This window comes from Desulfoluna spongiiphila (genome assembly GCF_900101345.1).
In the GTDB taxonomy this organism is placed as follows: domain Bacteria; phylum Desulfobacterota; class Desulfobacteria; order Desulfobacterales; family Desulfolunaceae; genus Desulfoluna; species Desulfoluna spongiiphila.
On sequence record NZ_FMUX01000011.1, the window covers coordinates 141835 to 162167 of the forward strand.

Genomic DNA, 20333 nt, shown 5'->3' on the forward strand with positions numbered 1-20333 from the left:
CTTGAGGCCGACCTCGGCATCGACACCGTCAAGCAGGTGGAGGTCTTCGGCAAGATCTCCGCGGAATTCGGACTCGATGTCCCCGAAGATCTTCAGCTGAGAGACTTAAACACCATCGCCAAGCTGGCGGGCTACATCGCAGCTCAGGGGGGCGCGTCTGCCCCTGCTGCAGAAACTGCCACCGCAACGGACACGGCTCCGGCTGCCGAAGCCGCGCCTGCCACGAAAGAGGCACCCTCAGCCACCACCGCCACGGCGGTTGTCTCCGCCATCAAGGGCCTCATCGCCGATGAAACCGGCTACACCGTGGACATGCTCGACGACGGCCTCGACCTTGAAGCCGACCTCGGCATCGACACCGTGAAGCAGGTGGAGATCTTCGGCAAAATCTCAGCCCACTTCGGCCTCGATGTTCCCGAAGACCTGCAGCTCAGGGACTTGAACTCCATCGACAGCCTCGCCGGCTACGTGACCCAAAGGGCCCACATCGCCACACCGGCCCCTTCCGCACCTGCTGCGGCCACCGGCGTCACCGACCTCGACGTTCCGGCCTTTGAAGAGGGGGGCGTCAACCGATACGCCATCCGCGTCAAGCAGCTGGGGGATCGCGCCGGTGTCCATGTGGACCTTTCTAAAAAAACAATCCTGGTCACCCGGGACCGTCACGGCTTCGCAGACCAGGTCAAACTGGTTGTGGAAGCCCGGGGCGGCCGCGTCATCACCATCGGCACCGGAGACAGCACCTACGCCTGTGACCTCGCGGATCACGAGGCGCTTGTGGCCACCCTGGCCGAGATGAAAAAACGGGAACCCTCCGTGGACGGCCTCCTGCACCTGTCCGCCATGGACGGGTACCTGGAAAGCTGCCCCAGTGGCGTTGCCACAGATGCCGAAGCCTCCATCAAAGGGCTCTTCCTCATCCTGAGGGAACTCCGAGACTCGTTGAACCGCGAAGGGGCCCTCATCGGCGCCCTCTCCGTGGGCTCTGTGGTCTTCCCATACGGTGACGCAGGCGGCGCAGCAAGCAACCCGGCCTTTGCCGGAATCGCCGGCATGTTCAAGACCGTCAACAAGGAATTTGAGCACGCCCTGGTCCGGGTCATCGACCTGGCCCCCGGCATCACCGCAGCAGATGCCCGCATGGCAGCCGCCGCCTTCATGGGCGAGCTGACCAGCGGCAGCCGCCGCGTGGAGACGGGCCTTGAAAACGGCAGGCGCTTAGGGCTCAGGCTGGTGGCCGAATCCTCAGCCAAGGGCACCCCGCTCATGAAAGCCGGGGACACCGTGGTGGTCACCGGCGGCGCCCGCGGCATCACCTACGACATCCTGAAAAAAGTCGTGGCCCACGCCCCCTGCAACCTCGTGATCCTGGGCCGATCGGACATCGACGGCCTGGCCCCTGAGTTTGCCACAGGCGACCTCTCCGAAGGGGCGGTCATGGCCAAGCTCCGCGCCACCATGAAAGGGGCCAAACCCCTGGAGCTGAAACGCGCAGCCGGTAAGATCGTTAAGATCCGCGAGACCCGGGACAACCTCGACACCCTGAGGCAGGCGGCACAAAGCGTTGCCTACCACGCCGTGGACGCGGCAGACACTCAGGCCGTCACCAAGGCCATGGCAGGCTACCCCGTCATCGACGGAGTCATCCATGCCGCAGGCCTTGAAGAGAGCGCCATGATCGAGAAGAAAGAGCTCGCCTCCTTCAACCGGGTCTTCAACACCAAAATCAAGGGCGCAGAGAACCTCTTTAAAGGCTTAACCGGAAAAAACCCGCGCTTTGTCATCACCTTCTCTTCGGTGACGGCCCGCTTCGGCAACGAAGCCCAGGTGGACTACACCTGCGCCAACGACATGCTGGGCCGCATGGTACAGCGATTCGGAGCGGAAAAAGGCTGCATCGCCAAGATCATGGACTGGACAGCCTGGAGCGGCAGCGGCATGGCCGCCACCAACGACACCGTAAAAAAGGTCCTCGAATCCCGGGGCCTCACCTTCCTCCCCCTTGACCGGGGCGTGGACTTCTTCATGGGCGAGCTGGCAGGAACCGAGAGCTGTGAAAGCCTCTTCACCGGTCCGGACATCGCCTTTGACCGGGACTTCATGTTCGAGGAGATGGACGCCGCCGAGTTCGACCGGCAGACCCCCTTCATCGACGAGGTCAAGGCACAAAGCAACGACAAGATGGTCTTCACCCGGGTCCTGGACCTGAAGCGGGACCTCTTCCTCAAAGACCACAGCATGAAGGATGTGCCCATCTTCCTGGGCGCCACCGGCATCGAGACCATGGCCGAGGCGGGCTCCCGTCTCTTTTCACGGCCCAATGGACGCCTCGAAAGCGTGACGGACTTTTCCATCCCCTACGGCATCAAGATCCTCAAGGAGCGCCCCAAGGAGCTGGAAATTGAAACGGAGAAGAGCGACAAGGGCGAGGACGCCCTCAACTGCCGCATCACCTCCACCTTCAAAAAAGGGAAGATCACCGGAAAGACCACCCTCCACTACGAAGGGACCTTCCACTTCACCGACAAGCCCGTTGAGGACCGATTCTTCGAGCTTCCCGAGTTCACAAAAGTGAAACTCGACGGCACCGTGGACGATCTGGTCTATCACCCGGAGCGCCTCTTCATGCACGGATCCTTCCGAACCATCCGGGACATCGCCTCCTTTGACGGCGAGACTCTGGTGACCAAGGTGATCCACAATGGTGAACGCGAATTCTTCAAGGGCGAAACCCGCCCCGAATTCTTCACCGACGTCATCATGGTGGACGCCATGTTCCAGACCGGCGGGCTCTTTGAGTTCTTCACCACCAGCGAGCTGGTGCTGCCCTACGGCCTGGACAAGTTCGAGTTCGTCCGTCCCGTGGAGCGCGGCAAGGAGTACTACTGCATCACCCGGCGCGTGGCATCCGACGATCGAACCAACACCTACCGCATGGTCCTCACCGACCTGGCCGGCAAGGTCTACCTCGATCTCACCAACTTCCGCATGGTGAAACTCTCCCGGCTCGACGACCAGCACAAAATCAGCGGCAAAGTCTCCGCCGCCTGATCGTAAGCACATACCCCGGGACCGCACCCTGCGGTACCGGGGCCCCTTTCGAACCGCCCTTTCCCACCGGAGAGGGCGGTTCGTTGCTTATGGTTAAAGTGGACAGAAAAAACCTGCCTCCGGCGGCCAGGGGTTGATCCCCTGGACCCCAGGATACGAATCATCGCACGACCCGCATCATAAAGCCCGGCAGTATCCCATAACCAACATGGATTCCCGCCTTCGTGGGAAAGACGGTACAGAGTGTGATGCCCTTCGCACCTCCTCGTCTTCCCCGGCTGCCCGGGAAAAGGGGCCGATTGTATCGTTTTGCTGTCCGGCTCTTGCCACCTTTCGTATCGTCAAGTGACCGGGGCCCCATGCCCGGAATTACATGTTCCGTCTGTAGTATGGCGACCAAAGGTAATTCGCGGTTTTTATGGTCCTGGCCGAAACGATGACTAAGGCCTTAAACTTTTTGTAATTGCTCAGCTCCAAAAAACAGCCTCCGGCGGCAAGCTGTGCCACCTTGAAATCAGGTTGCGGATGCGTTTTGCCCCTCGCTTGTCGCGCCGTAGCCTATTGACGTTAATCGAATGGTGACTCATACGCCATGGGCGAAGACGGATTAAAAGTTTAGCCCCGGCAGGGCCGCCGGAGGCAAGCGGCCTAAGTATCACGTTCGAATGTGTTGAGAGACGTGTGCGATCCTGGGACCCTGCACCAAGAACGTTGATGTTATCACCCACTTGCGAGTATACTATAGTCCTGTTCAAGACCTGTTGGCCAAAGCTGGCCCATAACGCGCCGGCAGACGCCGAATCGTTGCATGGCAGGTTGCCTCTCTCACGACTATTCTTCACCACCACCTCAAATCCGGCCCGTTTCCCCCGCACTGAAAGCGCCCCGGCACGGGCGCAGCCTGACGTTGCGCATCGTGGATGCCCAGCAGGCTTGCATCTCTTCGGCCCCACCCTTTTTTTACGGCACTCGGTTTTACATTGGCACATAATATGCTTACTTTTACCTGTGACCTCACAAACGGCCTGATCATCTCCAGGAAAACGGACGAACACCCTCAAAGATACATCACAGATACGGGATGTTACCCACAAGAGAGACCCGCCACGAGGTTTTTGCCCTTGGATTATACGCATCAACACCCGATGCACATCATGTGCTCTCATATGCATGAGGCGCCTCGGGACCAACATTTTCGGAGAGTAACCGATGCAGATTGCGACACTTATTGAACAGGTTTCTGCACACAACGGCTGGAACATGGCCCTGGCAGGCATCATTATCGTTTTTTCATGTCTCGTCATCCTGGCGCTGGCAATCTCCCGCATCCATAAAATCCTAGAGATTCTGGAAAACCGGGACCAACTGCGCCTCAACATACGTCAGTTCTTTATGGGCCGCGAAAAGGAGAAGCAGGTAGCTTCTCTTCTGACCCCCACCCTGGAACTGGAAGCGGCTCGCTACAAGCGCCTCACCCCTTTCCTCGGAGACAGTTTCAGCCTCAAGGGGCTGATTCGTTTTGCCGAAGGCCGGGGCATCACCAACCCCCCGCCGGAAAAAATGGTTCGCCAGTTCCTTGAAGTGGGGCTTCTCAAGAAAGAGGTACGAAACCTCTTCACCTGGGAAGAATCCGCGGCCAAATAGCCCGGGCCACGCAGGGCTGACGCCCGCACCGCCCGACCCGAGACCAATCCGGCAACGCTTTGCCCCCGGGCTCCGTTGCCTCAAAAGGGATGAGAACGCGCACAGCCCGAAAAGCCCGTCACGCCCCCGGGAAGCGCCGACTCATGAAGACATAGACATCTTATGGAAGATCTGTTTCTACAGTTTTTGAACAACACCGGTTTTGCCCTGGTGGATTACCGCCAGATCATCATGCTCTGCGTGGGGTCCCTCTTCATCTACCTCGGCATCGCAAAGCACTACGAACCCCTGCTCCTCGTGCCCATCGGCTTCGGCATCCTCATGGGAAACATCCCCGTCCTTCACGGCATGGGACTCAGCATATACGAAGAGGGCAGCGTCTTGAGCTACCTCTACTACGGGGTGACCAAGGGGATCTATCCCCCCTTGATCTTCATGGGCATCGGCGCCATGACGGACTTTTCCACCATGCTGGCCCGCCCCTCCCTCATGCTTCTGGGAGCCGCGGCCCAGGCGGGCATCTTCATCACCTTTCTGGGGGCCCTCATGCTCGGGTTCACCCCGGGTGAAGCGGCCTCCATCGGCATCATCGGCGGTGCGGACGGCCCCACGGCCATCTTCCTCACCTCCAAGCTGGCGCCCAAGCTCATCGGCCCCATCGCCATCGCGGCTTACTCCTACATGGCACTGGTTCCGGTGATCCAGCCCCCCATCATGAAGCTTCTGACCACCAAAAAAGAGCGCCTCGTGAAGATGCGGGAGCCCCGCAAGGTTTCCAAAAAAGAGCGCATCATCTTTCCCATCGTCGGACTGATCCTGAGCTGCCTGCTGGCCCCTGCGGCCCTTCCCCTTCTGGGCATGCTCTTCCTGGGCAACCTCCTGAAGGAAGCCACCGTCACCGAACGCCTGGCCGAAGCCGCCCGAAACACTGTCATCGACACGGTGACCATCCTGCTCGGCATCACCGTGGGCGCGAGCACCCAGGGGGACATCTTCCTCACCAAGGAGTCCATCGGCATCTTTGTCCTGGGGGCCCTCTCCTTTGCCGTGGCCACGGCCTGCGGCCTGGTCTTCGCCAAGGGCATGAACCTCTTTCTCAAAGAGAAGATCAACCCCCTCATCGGCGCCGCCGGTGTATCGGCCGTGCCCGACTCGGCCCGGGTGGTTCACACCGTGGCCCAGCAGGAGGACCCCACGAACTTTCTGCTCATGCACGCCATGGCACCCAACATCTCAGGGGTCATCGGCTCCGCCATCGGTGCCGGGGTTCTCTGGAGTTTTCTCAACTAAAAATTCGCCCCGGCGTCCTTGCCGGGGCCAAACGTTTGCTCAATCTTATAACTGGGTTTGACACACTGGTTTTACAGGCGTTTCGATCCGCCTGCCTTGTGTTGGCTAACCACCTGCTTTCGGTTTATCGAACCATCCGAATAGTTTTTTGCGGAGCTTTTTCCAAAAGCGACCCGCCGAAGGCATACTGCAAGGAGCGAAAGACGTTCAATCATGAAAAAAGTCAGCGAAAAGATCCTCGATCTGAAACAACGAAAGCACCTCATCATGCAGATGGGGGGAAAAAAGGCGGTGGAAGCCCACAAGAACAAGGGCAAATTCACGGCCCGGGAGCGCCTGGACCTCTTTTTCGACCGCAACACCTTCCGTGAGGTGGACATGTTCGCCACCCACCGCTGCACCAACTACGGCATGGAAGAGGTTGAAATCGCCAGCGACGGCGTGGTCTGCGGTTACGGTCTGGTGGATGGTCGCCCGGTCTACGCCTATGCCCAGGACTTCACCTCCAGGGCGGGAAGCTTAGGAGAAGTCCAGGCCCGGAAGATATGCAAGGTGATGGACATGGCCATGAAGTCCGGGGTGCCCATCGTGGGCATCAACGACTCAGGCGGTGCCCGCATCCAGGAGGGCATCGACGCCCTGGCCGGTTTCGGAGAGATCTTCTTCCGAAACTCCGCCGCCTCCGGCGTGATCCCCCAGATCTCCGCCATCATGGGGCCCTCGGCAGGCGGTGCCGTCTACTCGCCGGCCATGACCGACTTCATCTTCATGGTGAAAAAGACCAGCCACATGTTCATCACCGGCCCTGAAGTCATCAAGTCGGTCACCGGAGAAGACGTGGACTTCGAGACCCTGGGCGGTGCCGATACCCACGCCAGCAAAAGCGGGGTGTGCCACTTTGCCTGCGAAGACGAGACCGAGGCCATCAGCGACATCCGAAAGCTGCTCTCCTACCTGCCCGCCAACAACATGGAGGATCCCCCCCTGGTCAAGGGCGAGGATTCCGGGCGCCGCTACATCCCCGAACTGGACACCATCATCCCGGACTCTCCCTCAGCGCCCTACGACATGCGCTCGGTGATCCGCCACCTTGTGGACGAAGGGTCCATTTTTGAGCCCCACATGGCCTTCGCCCCCAACATCATCACCTGCTTTGCACACCTGGGCGGACGAAGCATCGGGATCATCGCCAGCCAGCCCAACGTCCTGGCCGGCTGCCTGGACATCAACGCCTCGGACAAAGCCGCCCGGTTTATCCGGTTCTGCGATGCCTTCAACATCCCCATCCTCACCATCGCGGACGTCCCGGGCTTTCTCCCGGGTACCCAGCAGGAGTGGGGCGGCATCATCCGCCACGGCGCCAAGATGCTCTGGAGCTACGCCGAGGCCACCGTGCCCAAGCTCCTGCTCATCACCAGAAAAGACTACGGGGGTGCCTACATCGCCATGAGCTCCAAGCACCTGGGCACGGACTTTGCCTTTGCCTGGCCCTCGGCGGAGATCGCGGTCATGGGTGCCGAAGGCGCGGCCAACATCATCCACCGCCGGGAGATCAAGGACGCCCTGGACCCCGACGAAAAACGCCAGGAGAAGGTGGAGGAGTACCAGGACCTCTTCTCCAACCCCTACGTGGCAGCACAACGGGGCTACGTGGACTCGGTCATCATCCCCTCGGAGAGCCGGGTTCGACTTATGGAAGCCCTGGAGATCTGCTCCACCAAACGCGAGATGCGGCCGCCCAAAAAACACGGCAACATCCCCCTTTAAGGAGCTGTCATGGAGACCCAAGCAAGAAAGATAGTCGACATCAGGAAAAAAGCGGCCATCAGCGCTGTCCTCGCCCTCCTGGCCACCGAACAGGCAGAAGAGCCAGAACCCGTGGCGGTGGAGCGGTCCAACACCTGGGGCCAGTCCGGGCGAAGCCAGACCATGGAGCTGAGAAACCTCATGCAGCTGCGCTCCTTAGGGCGCAGGTAGAGGGGCCTCACACCACCGTGATGCCGTACGTTACAGTCACTCGTCACCGCGGGCCACGCCCGCCAGCGAAACCGTCGCGAGCCCCGCGGCAAAGGGGGATGCAGCCCTTTGCCGCCGGAGGCAACCATAGGAGCACAACGATAAAATGAGTCAGTCAACCATTCGCATATACGACACCTCGTTCACCGCCGGACAGGAGAGCCTCCTCTCCGGCCTCATGCGCACCTCTGAAATGGAACGCATCGCCCCTTTTCTCAACCGAGCCGGTCTCTACGCCGTGGAGGCGACCCGGGGGTTCTCCTTTAAAAACACCCTGGCCGAACTCAATGAAAACCCCTTCGGGCGCATCCGGGCCATCAAGCGGGCCATGTCCGAAACCCCCGTTGCCATGACCCTCTCGGCCCTTCACATGGCCGGACGGGCCGCCGCGCCCCTGGACCTGGTGCGGGCCTACTTAAGCAGCGCCTTCGATGCCGGGGTCTCCATCTTCCGCATCTTCGATCCCTTGAACGACCTGAGAAACCTCACCGTGCCCGTGGAGACCGCCAAAGGCCTTGGCGCCACGGCCGTGGCGGCCATCCTCATTCCCACCTCGGGAAAACGGACGCCCTTTGACGCCATCGCCGAAACCGCCAAACGCATCCAGGAAATCGGGGCCGACGCCGTCTGCCTCATGGACACCGAAGGGTTCCTCTGCCCGGACAGCGCCAGGAAACTGGTGGCCCGCGTCACCGAAACAGTCTCCATCCCCGTACACCTCTCCATCGTCAACACCGCCATGTGCGGTACGGCAGCGGCCCACGCCGCCTTTGAGGCCGGAGCAGCCGTTGTGGAAGCGGCCCTGTCCCCCTTTGCCGACGGCGGGGTGACCATCCCGTCTGAAGGCCTCATCAACTCGCTGAACATGGCCCGGGAAGGCGCCCTGGAGCCCTTGTGCGAAGGCGCCGCCCTCTTTGAAGAAGAGATCCGCCCCCGGCACCTCAGCACCCTGATGAAGCGTTCCAACCTCCACCTGCGCAGCCTGGCCCTTAAGTACCGCATCCCGGTGACCACCCTGCGCGTGGCTGTAAACCAGCTGGCAGAGATCGACAAATCCGACCTTCTGGAAAGGGTGGTGTCTGAAATTCTCGCCGTGCGAAACGACCTGGGCGACATCGCCTTAAAGTTTCCCCTGGACGAGATGGTCGTCACCCAGTCCATCAACAACATCGTCTTCGACAACGTGGAGGCCCGCTACTCCATTGCCACCACAGCGGTCAAGGACCACTGCTACGGCATGAACGGCCGCACCGTCTCCGCCATCGACGAGGCGATTTTAAAAACCGTCCTCGAAGGCTACCCCAGGGGCGAGACGCCCACCACCGCCTTTCCCCCGGAACTGCTGCCCCCCGCCCTCAAGGGCGAAGAAGGCCGAAGCCCCCTGGTCAACGGCCTGGAGGACGAGGTGATCATGGCCCTTTTCCCCGTGGAAGGGAAACGCCACCTGGAATGGCAGAAAGGGGTCAAGCGCATCCCGGAAGAGGCCAAGTTCCTCTCCCTGGAAGAGGCCCTGGAGCGAGCATCCATCGCAGAGAAAATCCTCGACGGGGACATGGACGCCCTGGCCCGGAAAAACAACGCCCCCGACCAGAGCCCCTACGCCCGGACCTTCAATGTCTTTGTGGGCGGCGATCACTTTGAGGTGGCCGTGGATGAAGTGGGGGGGCCCACCGTCCTCAGCCACACCCCGGCGGCAGCACCCGCAGCTCCGGTTGCCCCCGCTCCCGCTCCGGTACAGCCCCCGGCCCCTGCAGCTGCGCCGAAACCCGCGGCACCGGCCCCCAAGCCCGCCGCGCCCAAACCCGCTGCGCCAGCTCCTGCAGCAGGCGGTGCCGGTGCCACCCTCACCGCCCCCATGCCCGGCGTTGTGCTCCGCTATGAAAAACAGCCCGGCGACAAAGTGGAAAAAGGCGACGTGGTCGTGGTCCTCGAAGCCATGAAGATGGAAAACGTCCTCTCCGCCCCGGCCTCCGGGACCGTCGGCGTGCTCCCCTGCCGCGAAGGAGACACCGTCTCCACCGGCGATGTCCTCTGCGTCATCGAGTAACAGCCAGACCGAACGATAAAAAGCCCCCTGGAGCGACACTTCAGGGGGCTTTTTTGTTTTCGGGGTTAAAATCAGGAAAAAACAAAAGCAATGCCTCCGGCGGCGAGGTGTGCCACCTCGAAAGCAGGTTGCGAATTGCGCTTTCCCCTTCGTTCCTCAGGGAAAATCACATTCGCTATTGATTTTGATTGGTCTGAATCTGTTTTTAAAGCCTGTTTATTAAACTTTTTAAAAGTTTAGCCCCCGGCAGGGCCGCCGGAGGCACCTTTAACGTGATTGCCTCCGGCGGCAAGGGTGGCGGCCGCACCGGAGTGCGGTGCTCCGTTTCGGTCGATCATTTGCGATTGTTTTGAAGGTCGCGGCCCGAACGTCAATCAAGAATGAATAACACTCACGGCAAAATGAGCCACCTTGCAGTCTTAGGTCGGATGCCCTCAGCCCTTTTCCACCCCACTTTTTAACACCCTGAACTCACAGAACATTCGCCATTCATTTTTATCCTTTTACCGTACATGCCCGTCACCGGGTGCACACGGCATGCCCCTGCCTCCACCATGACCTGTTTTGTATCCCATTGATATCAAAGCTTATTTGTTTTTTGAGACCCCTTTGGCACACCTTTTGAGTCTATCACACAACGAAAGCAAGTGCTTAAGGGACCGGACCAGAGATCATTCTCTCCATGTGAGGACCGAACGTCTGATTTCGCCAATGGCCCCGACACTCAACCAGGCTGCACATGTGCCCGGTTTCCCGACCCAGGATATCCGGATAAATAAGGCCCGGAAGGCGCGCCGGGTGTTTAAGCGTCCTGACCCTGCCCAGGAAACCGGTCCACACAAAAAAAAGGAGATTCGCCATGTACGATATCGAAATCGGCAACACCGACCTGACGGTCCTGAAGAAGTACCTTGCCGACCTGAAAAAACGAACCGCCCTTAAAACGCATCGAAAAACACTGGGCAAGGTCAGGCGTCAGCTTGAACTCATTTTCTCAACCAAAAACCCCACACGCCCTGCCATTCCCTGGGGCTACTGATTCCACCCGGCCCGAGTGCGTTCCCACGTAAACGGAAAAAGGCCCGGCATAAAACGGATTCCCCCGTCTTATTACCAGGCCTTCCCCCCACTCTCTGTACGTGAAACGCATTCGGGCCCTTTCAAGACCCAACCCATCGTTGCCTCCGGCGGCCCTGCCGGGGACTAAGCTCTTGAAAAATTTAACAAACAGGCTTTAAGGTATTTTGCCAAAAGGGATTCGTCACCCTCACCGCCGGAATGATTCCGGGTAAAATCAAGCGAATCCCAAATGCCCTTCATCGTGTTTTTAGAAGAATAAAATGGGCCTCTCCTGCAAAAACGGTTGCCACATGCCACACATCACGCGAATGCCCTGTGAGCATTCGTATAACAGCGGCCTCCATGCATTCGCCATAGGGTTTCAAGGTGCCCCCACCTTGCCGCCGGAGGCATCGCTTTTGTTTTTTTCTTATCCCTTTTGACCCTGTGGTTCATCGGACTTTAACCATAGAAGGCAGGCTTTTTCCCGCTACTTTGAGGTTGGCCCAGTATTACCCTCCCTTGGCAACACCCCATGCAATATTTCAAAATGATCAAAGGGCGGCATGATGCACGCCCCGTGAAAGTGTTGCCGGGCGGTGGCCAAAAGGTCGCGGGTCAGGCGGATCCCTTCGGCCGTGGGATTCTCAGCCTTTGCCATGGCGCTCCTCACCTCCTCGGGGACTTCGATGCCGGAGACCTTGTGATGGAGAAAAGCAGCATGCCGGAAGGTTCGCAGGGGAAGGAGCCCTAAATGGGCGGGAATCCCCAGGGGGTTCAAGGCCTCTGCCAGGAGCTCGGCATCCCTTGCCGTGTAAACCGGCTGGGTCACCACAAACTGGGCACCGGCAGCCACCTTCTCCTTCAAGCGCTTCATCGCGATGCCCAGGCGCAGCTCGTCGGTGAAGGGGTTCATCACCACACCGGTGGTAAGACCGGCCTTTCTGGCCATCTTGATGAGATCTGTCAGGGAGATGTCCCGAACCGAACTGGTGATGCCTTTTTCGGCCAGGGGCACAAAGTCTCCGGTCATCACCAGTACGCTCTTGATACCAAGGGCCTTTGCCCCCCAGAGGATTCCCTGAAGGCTCAACCGATTGTGGTCCCGGGTGGTGACGTGGAGAGTGGCAGGACGTTTCAGCTCGTCCTGAAGGATCCGGCACAGGGAGAGGGCATCCATCCGAGGCTTGGCAACCGGGTTGGTGGCCACACTGAACCCGTTAAACGAAAGATCGTTGATCCCCTCCAGGGCCGCCAGCAGCGGCTCGGCATCGGCCCCGGATGGAGGCACCACCTCCACCACCACCTCAAACCTGTCGTGCGTCATCATACAGCTCCATTTCACTTGTGTGTGCGTACACGATTTCCATGGCAGGCGTCACCGTGGCCGTCGGATCAGAACCACTTCCGCCACTCCGGCCAGCCAAGCTCTTCGGCGCAGGTCAGCTCCCTTGTCACATCCTTCAAAAAAGCCCAGGTCTCACAAAGGTCCCGCAGGGGGCCCGGCCCTGACGTTGTCGACGTGTCCTGTTTCATGGCAACCCTCCTTTATCCAAAGGCACTGCGCATTCTCTTTTTGTCGAGTTTTCCCACACTGGTTTTGGGAATATCATCCACGAACTCAAAGGCATCGGGCACGCCGTACCTGGGAATATCCCCTTTTTCGGCGGCCCCTTTGAGATAGGCTTTCAGATCTTCGGGCCCCACGGCCCCCACGTATTCGGGTTTCAGGTGCACGATCATCATGGGCCTCTCCCCCCACTTTTCATGGGGCACCCCGATGGCCGCCGACTCCAGCACCGCCTCGTGTCTACTCAGGATGTTCTCTAAATCCAGGGAGGAGATCCACTCGCCCCCGGTTTTGATGACATCTTTCATGCGGTCCGTTATCTGAATGTACCCGTCCCCGTCGATCACCCCCACGTCGCCACTGTAGAGCCATCCGTCCCGCCACAACTCGGTGCTGCGTTCCTCGTCGGCCACATACCCCTGGGTCAGCCAGGGTGCCCGAAAGACAAGCTCTCCGGTTGAAACCCCGTCATGGGGCAGAAACCGGCCCACCTCGTCCACCACCTCCACCTCGGCAAGGGGAACAGGGCGTCCGGTTTTGACCACGGTGTCCATGAGGGTGTCGCGGTCCAGGCTCTCCCAGTCGGCACCCGGCATTCCCAGGCTGATGAGGGGGCAGGTCTCGGACATGCCGAAGCCGGCATAGGCTTTGATTCCCATCTTCCAGGCATCTTCGGCCAGGCCCCTCGGAAGCCGTGCCCCGCCGATGACCACCTTCCAGTGGGACAGGTCGAAGGAGGCAACCGCCGGGTTGGCCGTGATCATCTGGAGAATGGTGGGCACGCAGTGGGAAAAGGTCACCTTCTCGCCCACGATGAGCTTCAGGAGCATGGCCGGCTCGTACTTGCCGGGATACACCTGCTTTACCCCCAGCAGGGTGGCAAGGTAGGGCATGCCCCAGGCATGCACATGGAACATGGGCGTCAGGGGCATGTACACATCCCCTGAGCGGAACCGACCCACCGAATCGTAGGCCCCCACGGCAACGGCACCCGACAGGGTGTGGAGCACCAGCTGGCGATGGGTAAAGGAGACCCCCTTGGGATTTCCCGTGGTGCCCGTGGTATAAAACGTGGTGGCCACCGTGTCTTCATCCAGATCGGGAAACCCATGTTCGGGATCCCCCCCTTCAAGCAGGCCGTCATAATCCCCGGCAATGGGAAAAGAGGGGCTGAGGCGGCTCTCCCCTTCCTGCATCAGCACCACAGACTCCACCGTCTCCAAACGGGGCCGCATCGCCTCCAGCAGGGGAAGAAAATCGGTATTTACCATCAGCACCCGGGCACGGGCGTGGTTCACCGTGTAGACCATCTGCTCCAGGGAAAGCCGCCAGTTGACCATCTGGAGAACCGCCCCGGTCATGGGCACCCCGAAGAAGCATTCGAGGAAGCGGTGGCTGTCGTAATCCATCACCGCCACCACGTCCCCTTGCGTCACTCCCAGCCCCTGCAGTACAGATCCCAGGCGCCCGATGCGCCCCCGAAGGTCCCGGTACGTGAACCGAACCTGATCCCGATAAACAATTTCCTGCTCCGGTGAGTAAATAAGCGGCGTATTCAGTAGTTTCTTGATGATGAGGGGGTAGTCATACGGCTCGCCGGGCTGATAGACCATGGATGATCCTCCTGTGCCTGGGGGTGCATGCTTCTGTTAAAGATATGGTGGGAGAATGGGTGCCGAATTGCGATGAAAATGAATGCCTTAATCATAGGCAGAGAACTTTGCGCCTGTCAACCATGAGGTACAGCCATGGCATCACACGCATGTCGTAAACAGATCCGAAAAGGGGCCCCTGCTAAAAAAGCCTCCGGCAGCCCTGCCGGGAGCTAAACCTTTAAAAAGTTTAATAAACAGACCTTAAAAAGACATTTTGAATAAATTTTACTTTAAATACGGATATGATTTTCCCTGAGGCACGAAGGGAAAAGCGCATTCGCAAGCCGCTTTCAAGGTGGCACACCTTGCCGCCGGAGGCTGTTTTTTTGAGCTGAATAGTTACACGTGGCGATAGGTGACATTGTTTAGGGGGTATTTTCTTTTTTTCTGCGCCTTAACACAAAGAGCGGAGCTTTTCCGGGAGCTCAAAGGCGTCCATGGGTTGCCAGACCGTGCGCATGCGCATGAGCTCCCCTTCCCCGTCTTTGCCGGAGATACGATGAAGAAAGGCATTGTCCTCGGTCTCATCGACCTGGGCCTCGGAGACGACGGCCCTGCCCCGGGCGATCTCCCGGATAAAACGCACCTCCAGGCGGGTGGGAAGGTGATGGCCGAGAAAGGACTCGGGGAGGGCTTCAAGGGCCCACCCGATGTAAATGGAGTTGTTGACGTGGCGGTTGAAATCAAGGTCTGAGATCCGCACTCGAAAATCGGTGGTGTGGTCAGGGGCCTTCACCGGAAGGATCCGCTCGAAACTGTCGGGGATGGCCCCTCCCCCCGAGCGCTGTTCTGCAGAGAGGCAACGGCTCAGCCGGGTGGGCTTGCGGGTGGTGTAATCCATGACCACCCAGGCGCTGTTTCCGGTGATCAGGGTCTCGCCCCAGGCGTCTGTCACCCGGAACTCCCGCAGGTCGTAAAGGTCATTTAACGGTGACCGCCAGGAGGTCAGGGTCACCTCTTCGTTCCAGACAGGGTAACGAAGAATCCGCACCTGGTACTTAAGGAGCACCCAGGTATAATTCTGGGCCAACAGCTCGGCCGCGCTCATTCCAAGCTGGGCGGCGTGCTCACACCCACCGTCCTGAAACCAGTCAAAGAGGCTCTGCACCTTCAGCAGGGCCCGGGGGTCCACCTCGGAAAGCCTCACCTTCAATTTTCGAGTGAATATATCGGTCATGGCGTGTACGTTTCGCTCTAGGGTTTGGTAACTGTTCAGCTGTGAATTCTATGGTCAGCATCCGCTGTTTACCATACCCCATCTGCCTGAAGAATCAACAATAGTATGGCCCTGATTCCTCCTTGACATCCCCTGATGATGGCGTTACCTTAGCGGCGTCGTCTTGTTGGATACTTATTGATATTGATAGTATTCATAAGTATTTTTGATAGAACAAGCGGACCGTAACCCGCCCGAGCACCCCCGAGTGAGTCCCGCCTCCCGGGCCGTGCCGTGGATACGCCCCCCTTTGTATCAACCGCAACAAGCCCCATTCTAAAGGTTGTTATCCTTTGATTGGCCACGACCGAAGCAGCGCACAGCCGCTGCCCCGCGCCGCCACCTTGCCGCCTTGCCGTCACCGGCAACCCGACAGACCAATCAACCGATATGCATAACTCTAAAAACTGGTGATTGTCTTCTTCAAGGAGTTGTCAGATGTTTTCGCTTTTTGTTCCGGAATCGGTGCGTGCTATCAAAGAGGGGATCTCAAAAAAGATCCTCATGAGTGATATCATGGCCGGTGTCATCGTAGGTATCGTGGCCCTGCCCCTTGCCATCGCCTTTGCCATTGCATCCGGGGTCAAACCCGAACAGGGAATTTTCACGGCGGTTGTGGCCGGCTTTATCATCTCCTGTTTCGGAGGGAGCCGGGTCCAGATCGGCGGCCCCACCGGGGCCTTTATCATCGTGGTCTTCGACATCGTCGCCCAGTACGGCTACGAAGGCCTGGCCGTTGCCACCATGATGGCCGGCTTCATGCTCCTTGTGATGGGGATCTCCAAGCTCGGGGCCACCATCCGCTTTATCCCCTACCCCATGACGGTGGGCTTTACCAGCGGCATCGCCCTTATCATCTTTACCACCCAAATCCCGGACTTTTTCGGCCTCACCCTGGCCAACACCCCCGGGGACTTTATCGGCAAGCTGAGCGCCTATGCTCAGGGTATGGACTCCCTGAACATCCAGGCCCTTGCCGTGGGCGCGGTGACCCTTGCCATCCTTCTCTTCTGGCCCAAGGTCACTCGCAAGGTGCCGGGCTCTGTGGTGGCCATCATCGCCACCACCGTGCTCACCGCCCTCTTCGGCCTGGACGTGGCCACCATCGGGAGCCGCTTCGGCAGCGTCCCCTCGTGCCTGCCCTCTCCCTCCATTCCCACGGTCAACTGGGAGATGATCAAACAACTCAGCTCACCGGCCTTTACCATTGCCATGCTCGCCGCCATCGAATCCCTCCTCTCGGCGGTGGTGGCCGACGGGATGATCGGCAAACGGCACAACGCCAACATGGAGCTGGTGGCCCAGGGCCTGGCCAACATGGTGGTCCCCCTGTTCGGCGGCATCCCCGCCACCGGGGCCATCGCCCGAACCGCCACAAACATCAAAAGCGGCGGCACCACCCCCGTGGCCGGTATGGTCCATGCTGTGACCCTTCTTCTCATCCTCCTCTTCTTCGGCAAATGGGCGGTGCTTATCCCCATGGCCACCCTCTCGGCCATCCTGATGATGGTGGCCTACCACATGAGCGAATGGCGCTTTTTCGTCAAGCTCCTGAAAAGCCAGCCCGCCGATGTCGCCGTCATGCTGGTGACCTTCGGCCTCACCGTCTTTGTGGATCTCACCGTGGCCATTGAGGTGGGGGTGGTCATGGCCTCCCTGCTCTTCATGAACCGCATGGCCAACCTCACCAAAATCAAGCGCCGTACCGATGATTTTGAAAACGACCCCCACGCCCTGGCCTGCCGCAAGGTCCCCCGACGCGTGGAGATCTTTGAAATCAACGGCCCCTTTTTCTTCGGCGCGGCCAACCGCTTCAAAGACGCCCTTCGCGTGGTGCGCGAAAAACCCAAGGTACTCATCCTGCGCTGCCGGCACATCCTCATGATCGACGCCACCGCCTTAAGGGCCCTGGAAGAGATGGTGGAGGAGGCCCAGCGGGAAAAAACCCTGCTCATCCTCTCCGGCGTCCACGCCCAGCCCCTCATCTGCCTGGAGCAGTCGGGCCTCTATTACAAAATCGGCGAGGACAACATCTACGCCAACATCGACGACGCCTTAAACGGCGCACGACGGTTTCTCGGCCTCGAAGAGGTTCCCCGCCCCGTGCCCTTTGTCCCCACCGTCAGCCGGGAGATCGAAGCAATGGAAGGGCAGTAAAAAAACCAAAAAGCAAGCCTCCGGCGGCCAAGGGCTGAGCCCTTGGAACCCTGGTTGCGAATGCTCCATTCCTCGTTCATCGGAATGTCACATTCGCTGACGGGCTATGCCCGTAAAAAACCTTGCGGTACGTAGAAGCAGCCCGTTTATTACAGCCGAAGCATGGCACAGTCAGAATCAATACCAACAGGCCGTGGGTGATCCAAAGGATCGTCCACGGCCTGTTTTGGTATGCACAAAACGCCCGCATACAGCGAATAATACCTGATTTCGGAAATATCACGACACCGTATCCATCCCCTTACAAATCATGTGAAATGATCCATATAATCACCAACGGTGGTGGCGGGCGAAGCCCGCGGCGAACGCCCTTGCGCTTTGGCCCGAGGAACGAGGGACAAAGCGCAAGGGCAATATGCTTTCGAGGTGGCTCACCTCGCCGCCGGAGGCATGCTTTTCCTAAAGCCCCTTGCCACATATATGGTGGGCGGCGATGCGGCCCATGAGAACGCAGGAACCTAAAAAGGTGCCTTCAAGGGAGCCTTTGCCGTGGATGCCCCCGCCGCCGAAGCCGGCGGTTTCGCCGGCGGCGTAGAGGCCGCTGATGGGGGTCCCGTCCTGGCTCAGGACCCGGCAGGAGAGGTCGGTCTGGATGCCGCCGAGGCTTTTTCTGCTGAGGATAAACTCGCGTACGGCAATGAGGGGCCGGGCGCTGGGGGCGTCGATTTTCTGGAATTTACAGGTGCGCAGGCGATCGCCCCGGTAGGTACGGAAGTTGGCGATGCGGCGGAGCTGGTCGTCGTTAAAAAAAGCCGGGCCCCGGTCGATCTGGTCGTCGTAGGCTTTGACGGCCCCTTTCAGGGTATGACGATCCACGGTGAAGGGGTTGCCCATGTCATTCATTTTATCCACCATCTCATCCAGGGAGCCTGCGGTGATAAAATCCCTGGACTCCCCGATAAGCCGGTTCACCAGCTCGGTGTTGCCGAAGAGGAGTTCTTTAAGAAGGCGCACCTTGTTCTTGTAACGGAAGGCTTTCATGTGCTCGCTTCCGGAGATGGCAAGCTCCTTGATGGCGATCTTCCAGTTCATGAGCTGGAAGGAGTACTGGCCGGGCTGTCGGCAGATCTGTTTCACAAGGTAGCGGGTATCGGTGTAGCCCACGAGGGGAACCGGGTCCATGATGCGCTCGCCCAAAGCGTTAAACCACAGGGCGGAGCGGGGTGGCACCAGGCTGAGCCCTTTGTTGGGCATGTCGGCGTTGGGGTAATCCACGCCCGCTGCGTAGTGCCACTGCTTGTCCAGATGGGTGATGTTGGCGCCCACGGCCTCCGCGGCGTCGTGGACCAGGCCGTCCGCATAGCGATGGGAGCCGTTCAGCAGCTTCTCCGGCGGAGCGCCCCAGGGGGCGTACCAGTGCTCCCGGACCTTGGACAGGTCACCGCCGCACATGCCGCCTGCGGCAAGAATCACCGCATCACCCGTGGCGGAAAAGGGCTCCCGGCTCCCCTCCAGAGACCCGCTGACGCCGGTAATGGTTCCCGCGCTGACGTCCAGGGCCTCCACCTTGCAACCGAAGTGAACCTCCAGGTTTCCCCGTTTGTGATGGGCCCTCAACCAGCCTTGGATGCCCTCAATGATCCCGAACCCCGTCCCCCAGGCTATGTGCCAGCGGGGCACCGAATTGCCGGGTTTAAAGAGCCCCCGCTCCGGCCAGTTGACCACGGGAAGGAAGATGACCTTTCGGTCCTTGAGAAACTCATGGATGATATCCCCGGATCGGTGCACGTAAAGCTCGGCCCATTTCCGGGGCCAATGGGCGTCCTCTTCAAAATCGGCACAGCTCAGCCAGTCGGAGAGGGCAAGCTCCGGGGAATCCCGGATCCCGTTCTTACGCTGCAGGGGCGTGTCCACCATCATCACCCCGCCAAAGGACTCCTTGGCCAGCCCCCCGAACCGCTCCGGCACATCCCGGTCCAGGATCACGACCCTTCGCCCCAGATCGAGCAGCTCACAGGCGGCGGTCATCCCCGCCAGGCCGCCCCCGACAATCACCACATCTGCTTGAAACCTTCTGTGCGCCATCGTTCCCCCTTGTCCGAATCTGTTTGGTTAGGGACGTCAAAGAAACACACCGAAAATAAGCCCAAAAAAGGCCTTCTATGGGTAAAGTTTGATGAATCATAGGGTCAAGAGGGCTCAAGAAAAAACAAAAGCGATGCCTCCGGCGGCGAGGTGTGCCACCTCGAAAGCAGATTGCGAATGCGTTTTGCCCCTCGTTCCTCGGGTCAAATCACATCCGCCTTTAAAAACTTTATTCAAAAAGAGCCATTAAGACCTGTTTATTAAACTTTTTAAATAGTTAGCTTTCGGCAGGGCCGCCGGAGGAATCTTTAACCTGGCTGCCTCAGGCAGCAAGGTGGGCCGCCTTGAAAGCAGGTTGCAAATGCGATTTCCCCCTGCCACACCAAAACAGACCACACAGTCTGTTTATGGATTGTCACAGCCTGAGCCTGTAAAGTCAAGAAGTTATCCTTCTTTTTTGAACATTGTTCTATATAGCGAACCACTAATTTCGTCTTCAGTAGTACCGGAAACCAGGGAGGTGGCCATTCAACGGCATCTCCG

At 59.2% G+C, this 20333-nt stretch carries 13 protein-coding genes; 8 read left to right on the forward strand and 5 right to left on the reverse strand.

The window, feature by feature from the left end; all coding sequences use genetic code 11:
- The 7 genes from BLQ12_RS15555 to BLQ12_RS15585 all read left to right on the forward strand — a co-directional run.
- A partial coding sequence (locus BLQ12_RS15555) for an SDR family oxidoreductase (RefSeq protein ID WP_175469851.1) occupies nt 1-3051 on the forward strand: 3051 nt, incomplete at its 5' end.
- Between the two features lie 1209 nt (nt 3052-4260).
- On the forward strand, nt 4261-4695 hold the full coding sequence (locus BLQ12_RS15560) for a hypothetical protein (RefSeq protein ID WP_092211683.1): 435 nt from the start codon (nt 4261-4263) through the stop codon (nt 4693-4695).
- Between the two features lie 162 nt (nt 4696-4857).
- The gene (locus tag BLQ12_RS15565) at nt 4858-5985 is read left to right on the forward strand and encodes a sodium ion-translocating decarboxylase subunit beta (RefSeq protein WP_092211685.1); all 1128 of its coding nucleotides are present in this window, start codon (nt 4858-4860) and stop codon (nt 5983-5985) included.
- 213 nt (nt 5986-6198) lie between these two features.
- On the forward strand, nt 6199-7752 hold the full coding sequence (locus tag BLQ12_RS15570) for an acyl-CoA carboxylase subunit beta (protein ID WP_092211687.1): 1554 nt from the start codon (nt 6199-6201) through the stop codon (nt 7750-7752).
- Between the two features lie 9 nt (nt 7753-7761).
- Nucleotides 7762-7962 (forward strand): hypothetical protein, encoded by a 201-nt coding sequence (locus BLQ12_RS15575; protein ID WP_092211689.1) that lies wholly within the window; start codon nt 7762-7764, stop codon nt 7960-7962.
- 145 nt (nt 7963-8107) lie between these two features.
- On the forward strand, nt 8108-10048 hold the full coding sequence (locus BLQ12_RS15580) for a biotin/lipoyl-containing protein (protein ID WP_092211691.1): 1941 nt from the start codon (nt 8108-8110) through the stop codon (nt 10046-10048).
- Between the two features lie 859 nt (nt 10049-10907).
- On the forward strand, nt 10908-11087 hold the full coding sequence (locus BLQ12_RS15585; RefSeq protein WP_092211693.1) for a hypothetical protein: 180 nt from the start codon (nt 10908-10910) through the stop codon (nt 11085-11087).
- Between the two features lie 510 nt (nt 11088-11597).
- Here BLQ12_RS15585 and BLQ12_RS15590 read toward each other — a convergent pair.
- From BLQ12_RS15590 to BLQ12_RS15600, 4 genes are all read right to left on the reverse strand, one after another.
- On the reverse strand, nt 11598-12437 hold the full coding sequence (locus BLQ12_RS15590; protein WP_092211695.1) for a methylenetetrahydrofolate reductase: 840 nt from the start codon (nt 12435-12437) through the stop codon (nt 11598-11600).
- Between the two features lie 65 nt (nt 12438-12502).
- Nucleotides 12503-12643, reverse strand: coding sequence for a hypothetical protein (locus BLQ12_RS27490; protein WP_175469852.1), 141 nt, complete (start codon nt 12641-12643; stop codon nt 12503-12505).
- A 12-nt stretch (nt 12644-12655) separates the two neighbouring features.
- Nucleotides 12656-14290 (reverse strand): long-chain-fatty-acid--CoA ligase, encoded by a 1635-nt coding sequence (locus tag BLQ12_RS15595; protein WP_092211697.1) that lies wholly within the window; start codon nt 14288-14290, stop codon nt 12656-12658.
- A gap of 436 nt (nt 14291-14726) precedes the next feature.
- A complete protein-coding gene (locus BLQ12_RS15600) occupies nt 14727-15509 on the reverse strand; it encodes an acyl-[acyl-carrier-protein] thioesterase (RefSeq protein WP_092211699.1) in 783 nt (260 codons plus the stop codon).
- A 477-nt stretch (nt 15510-15986) separates the two neighbouring features.
- Here BLQ12_RS15600 and BLQ12_RS15605 point away from each other — a divergent pair, with 477 nt between their 5' ends.
- On the forward strand, nt 15987-17705 hold the full coding sequence (locus BLQ12_RS15605; protein ID WP_092211701.1) for a SulP family inorganic anion transporter: 1719 nt from the start codon (nt 15987-15989) through the stop codon (nt 17703-17705).
- A gap of 459 nt (nt 17706-18164) precedes the next feature.
- On the opposite strand, the gene BLQ12_RS15610 is transcribed toward BLQ12_RS15605, so the two are convergent.
- Nucleotides 18165-19790 (reverse strand): FAD-binding protein, encoded by a 1626-nt coding sequence (locus tag BLQ12_RS15610; RefSeq protein WP_092211703.1) that lies wholly within the window; start codon nt 19788-19790, stop codon nt 18165-18167.
- Nucleotides 19791-20333: the final 543 nt, after the last annotated feature.

What these genes read in the sequence shown, in the direction of transcription:
- BLQ12_RS15590 (WP_092211695.1), bottom strand. Translation starts at nt 12,437, where the DNA reads ATGATGACGCACGACAGGTTTGAGGTGGTGGTGGAGGTGGTGCCTCCA.
- BLQ12_RS27490 (WP_175469852.1), bottom strand. Translation starts at nt 12,643, where the DNA reads ATGAAACAGGACACGTCGACAACGTCAGGGCCGGGCCCCCTGCGGGAC.
- BLQ12_RS15600 (WP_092211699.1), bottom strand. Translation starts at nt 15,509, where the DNA reads ATGACCGATATATTCACTCGAAAATTGAAGGTGAGGCTTTCCGAGGTG.
- BLQ12_RS15585 (WP_092211693.1), top strand. Translation starts at nt 10,908, where the DNA reads ATGTACGATATCGAAATCGGCAACACCGACCTGACGGTCCTGAAGAAG.
- BLQ12_RS15610 (WP_092211703.1), bottom strand. Translation starts at nt 19,790, where the DNA reads ATGGCGCACAGAAGGTTTCAAGCAGATGTGGTGATTGTCGGGGGCGGC.
- BLQ12_RS15560 (WP_092211683.1), top strand. Translation starts at nt 4,261, where the DNA reads ATGCAGATTGCGACACTTATTGAACAGGTTTCTGCACACAACGGCTGG.
- BLQ12_RS15580 (WP_092211691.1), top strand. Translation starts at nt 8,108, where the DNA reads ATGAGTCAGTCAACCATTCGCATATACGACACCTCGTTCACCGCCGGA.
- BLQ12_RS15570 (WP_092211687.1), top strand. Translation starts at nt 6,199, where the DNA reads ATGAAAAAAGTCAGCGAAAAGATCCTCGATCTGAAACAACGAAAGCAC.
- BLQ12_RS15575 (WP_092211689.1), top strand. Translation starts at nt 7,762, where the DNA reads ATGGAGACCCAAGCAAGAAAGATAGTCGACATCAGGAAAAAAGCGGCC.
- BLQ12_RS15605 (WP_092211701.1), top strand. Translation starts at nt 15,987, where the DNA reads ATGTTTTCGCTTTTTGTTCCGGAATCGGTGCGTGCTATCAAAGAGGGG.
- BLQ12_RS15595 (WP_092211697.1), bottom strand. Translation starts at nt 14,290, where the DNA reads ATGGTCTATCAGCCCGGCGAGCCGTATGACTACCCCCTCATCATCAAG.
- BLQ12_RS15565 (WP_092211685.1), top strand. Translation starts at nt 4,858, where the DNA reads ATGGAAGATCTGTTTCTACAGTTTTTGAACAACACCGGTTTTGCCCTG.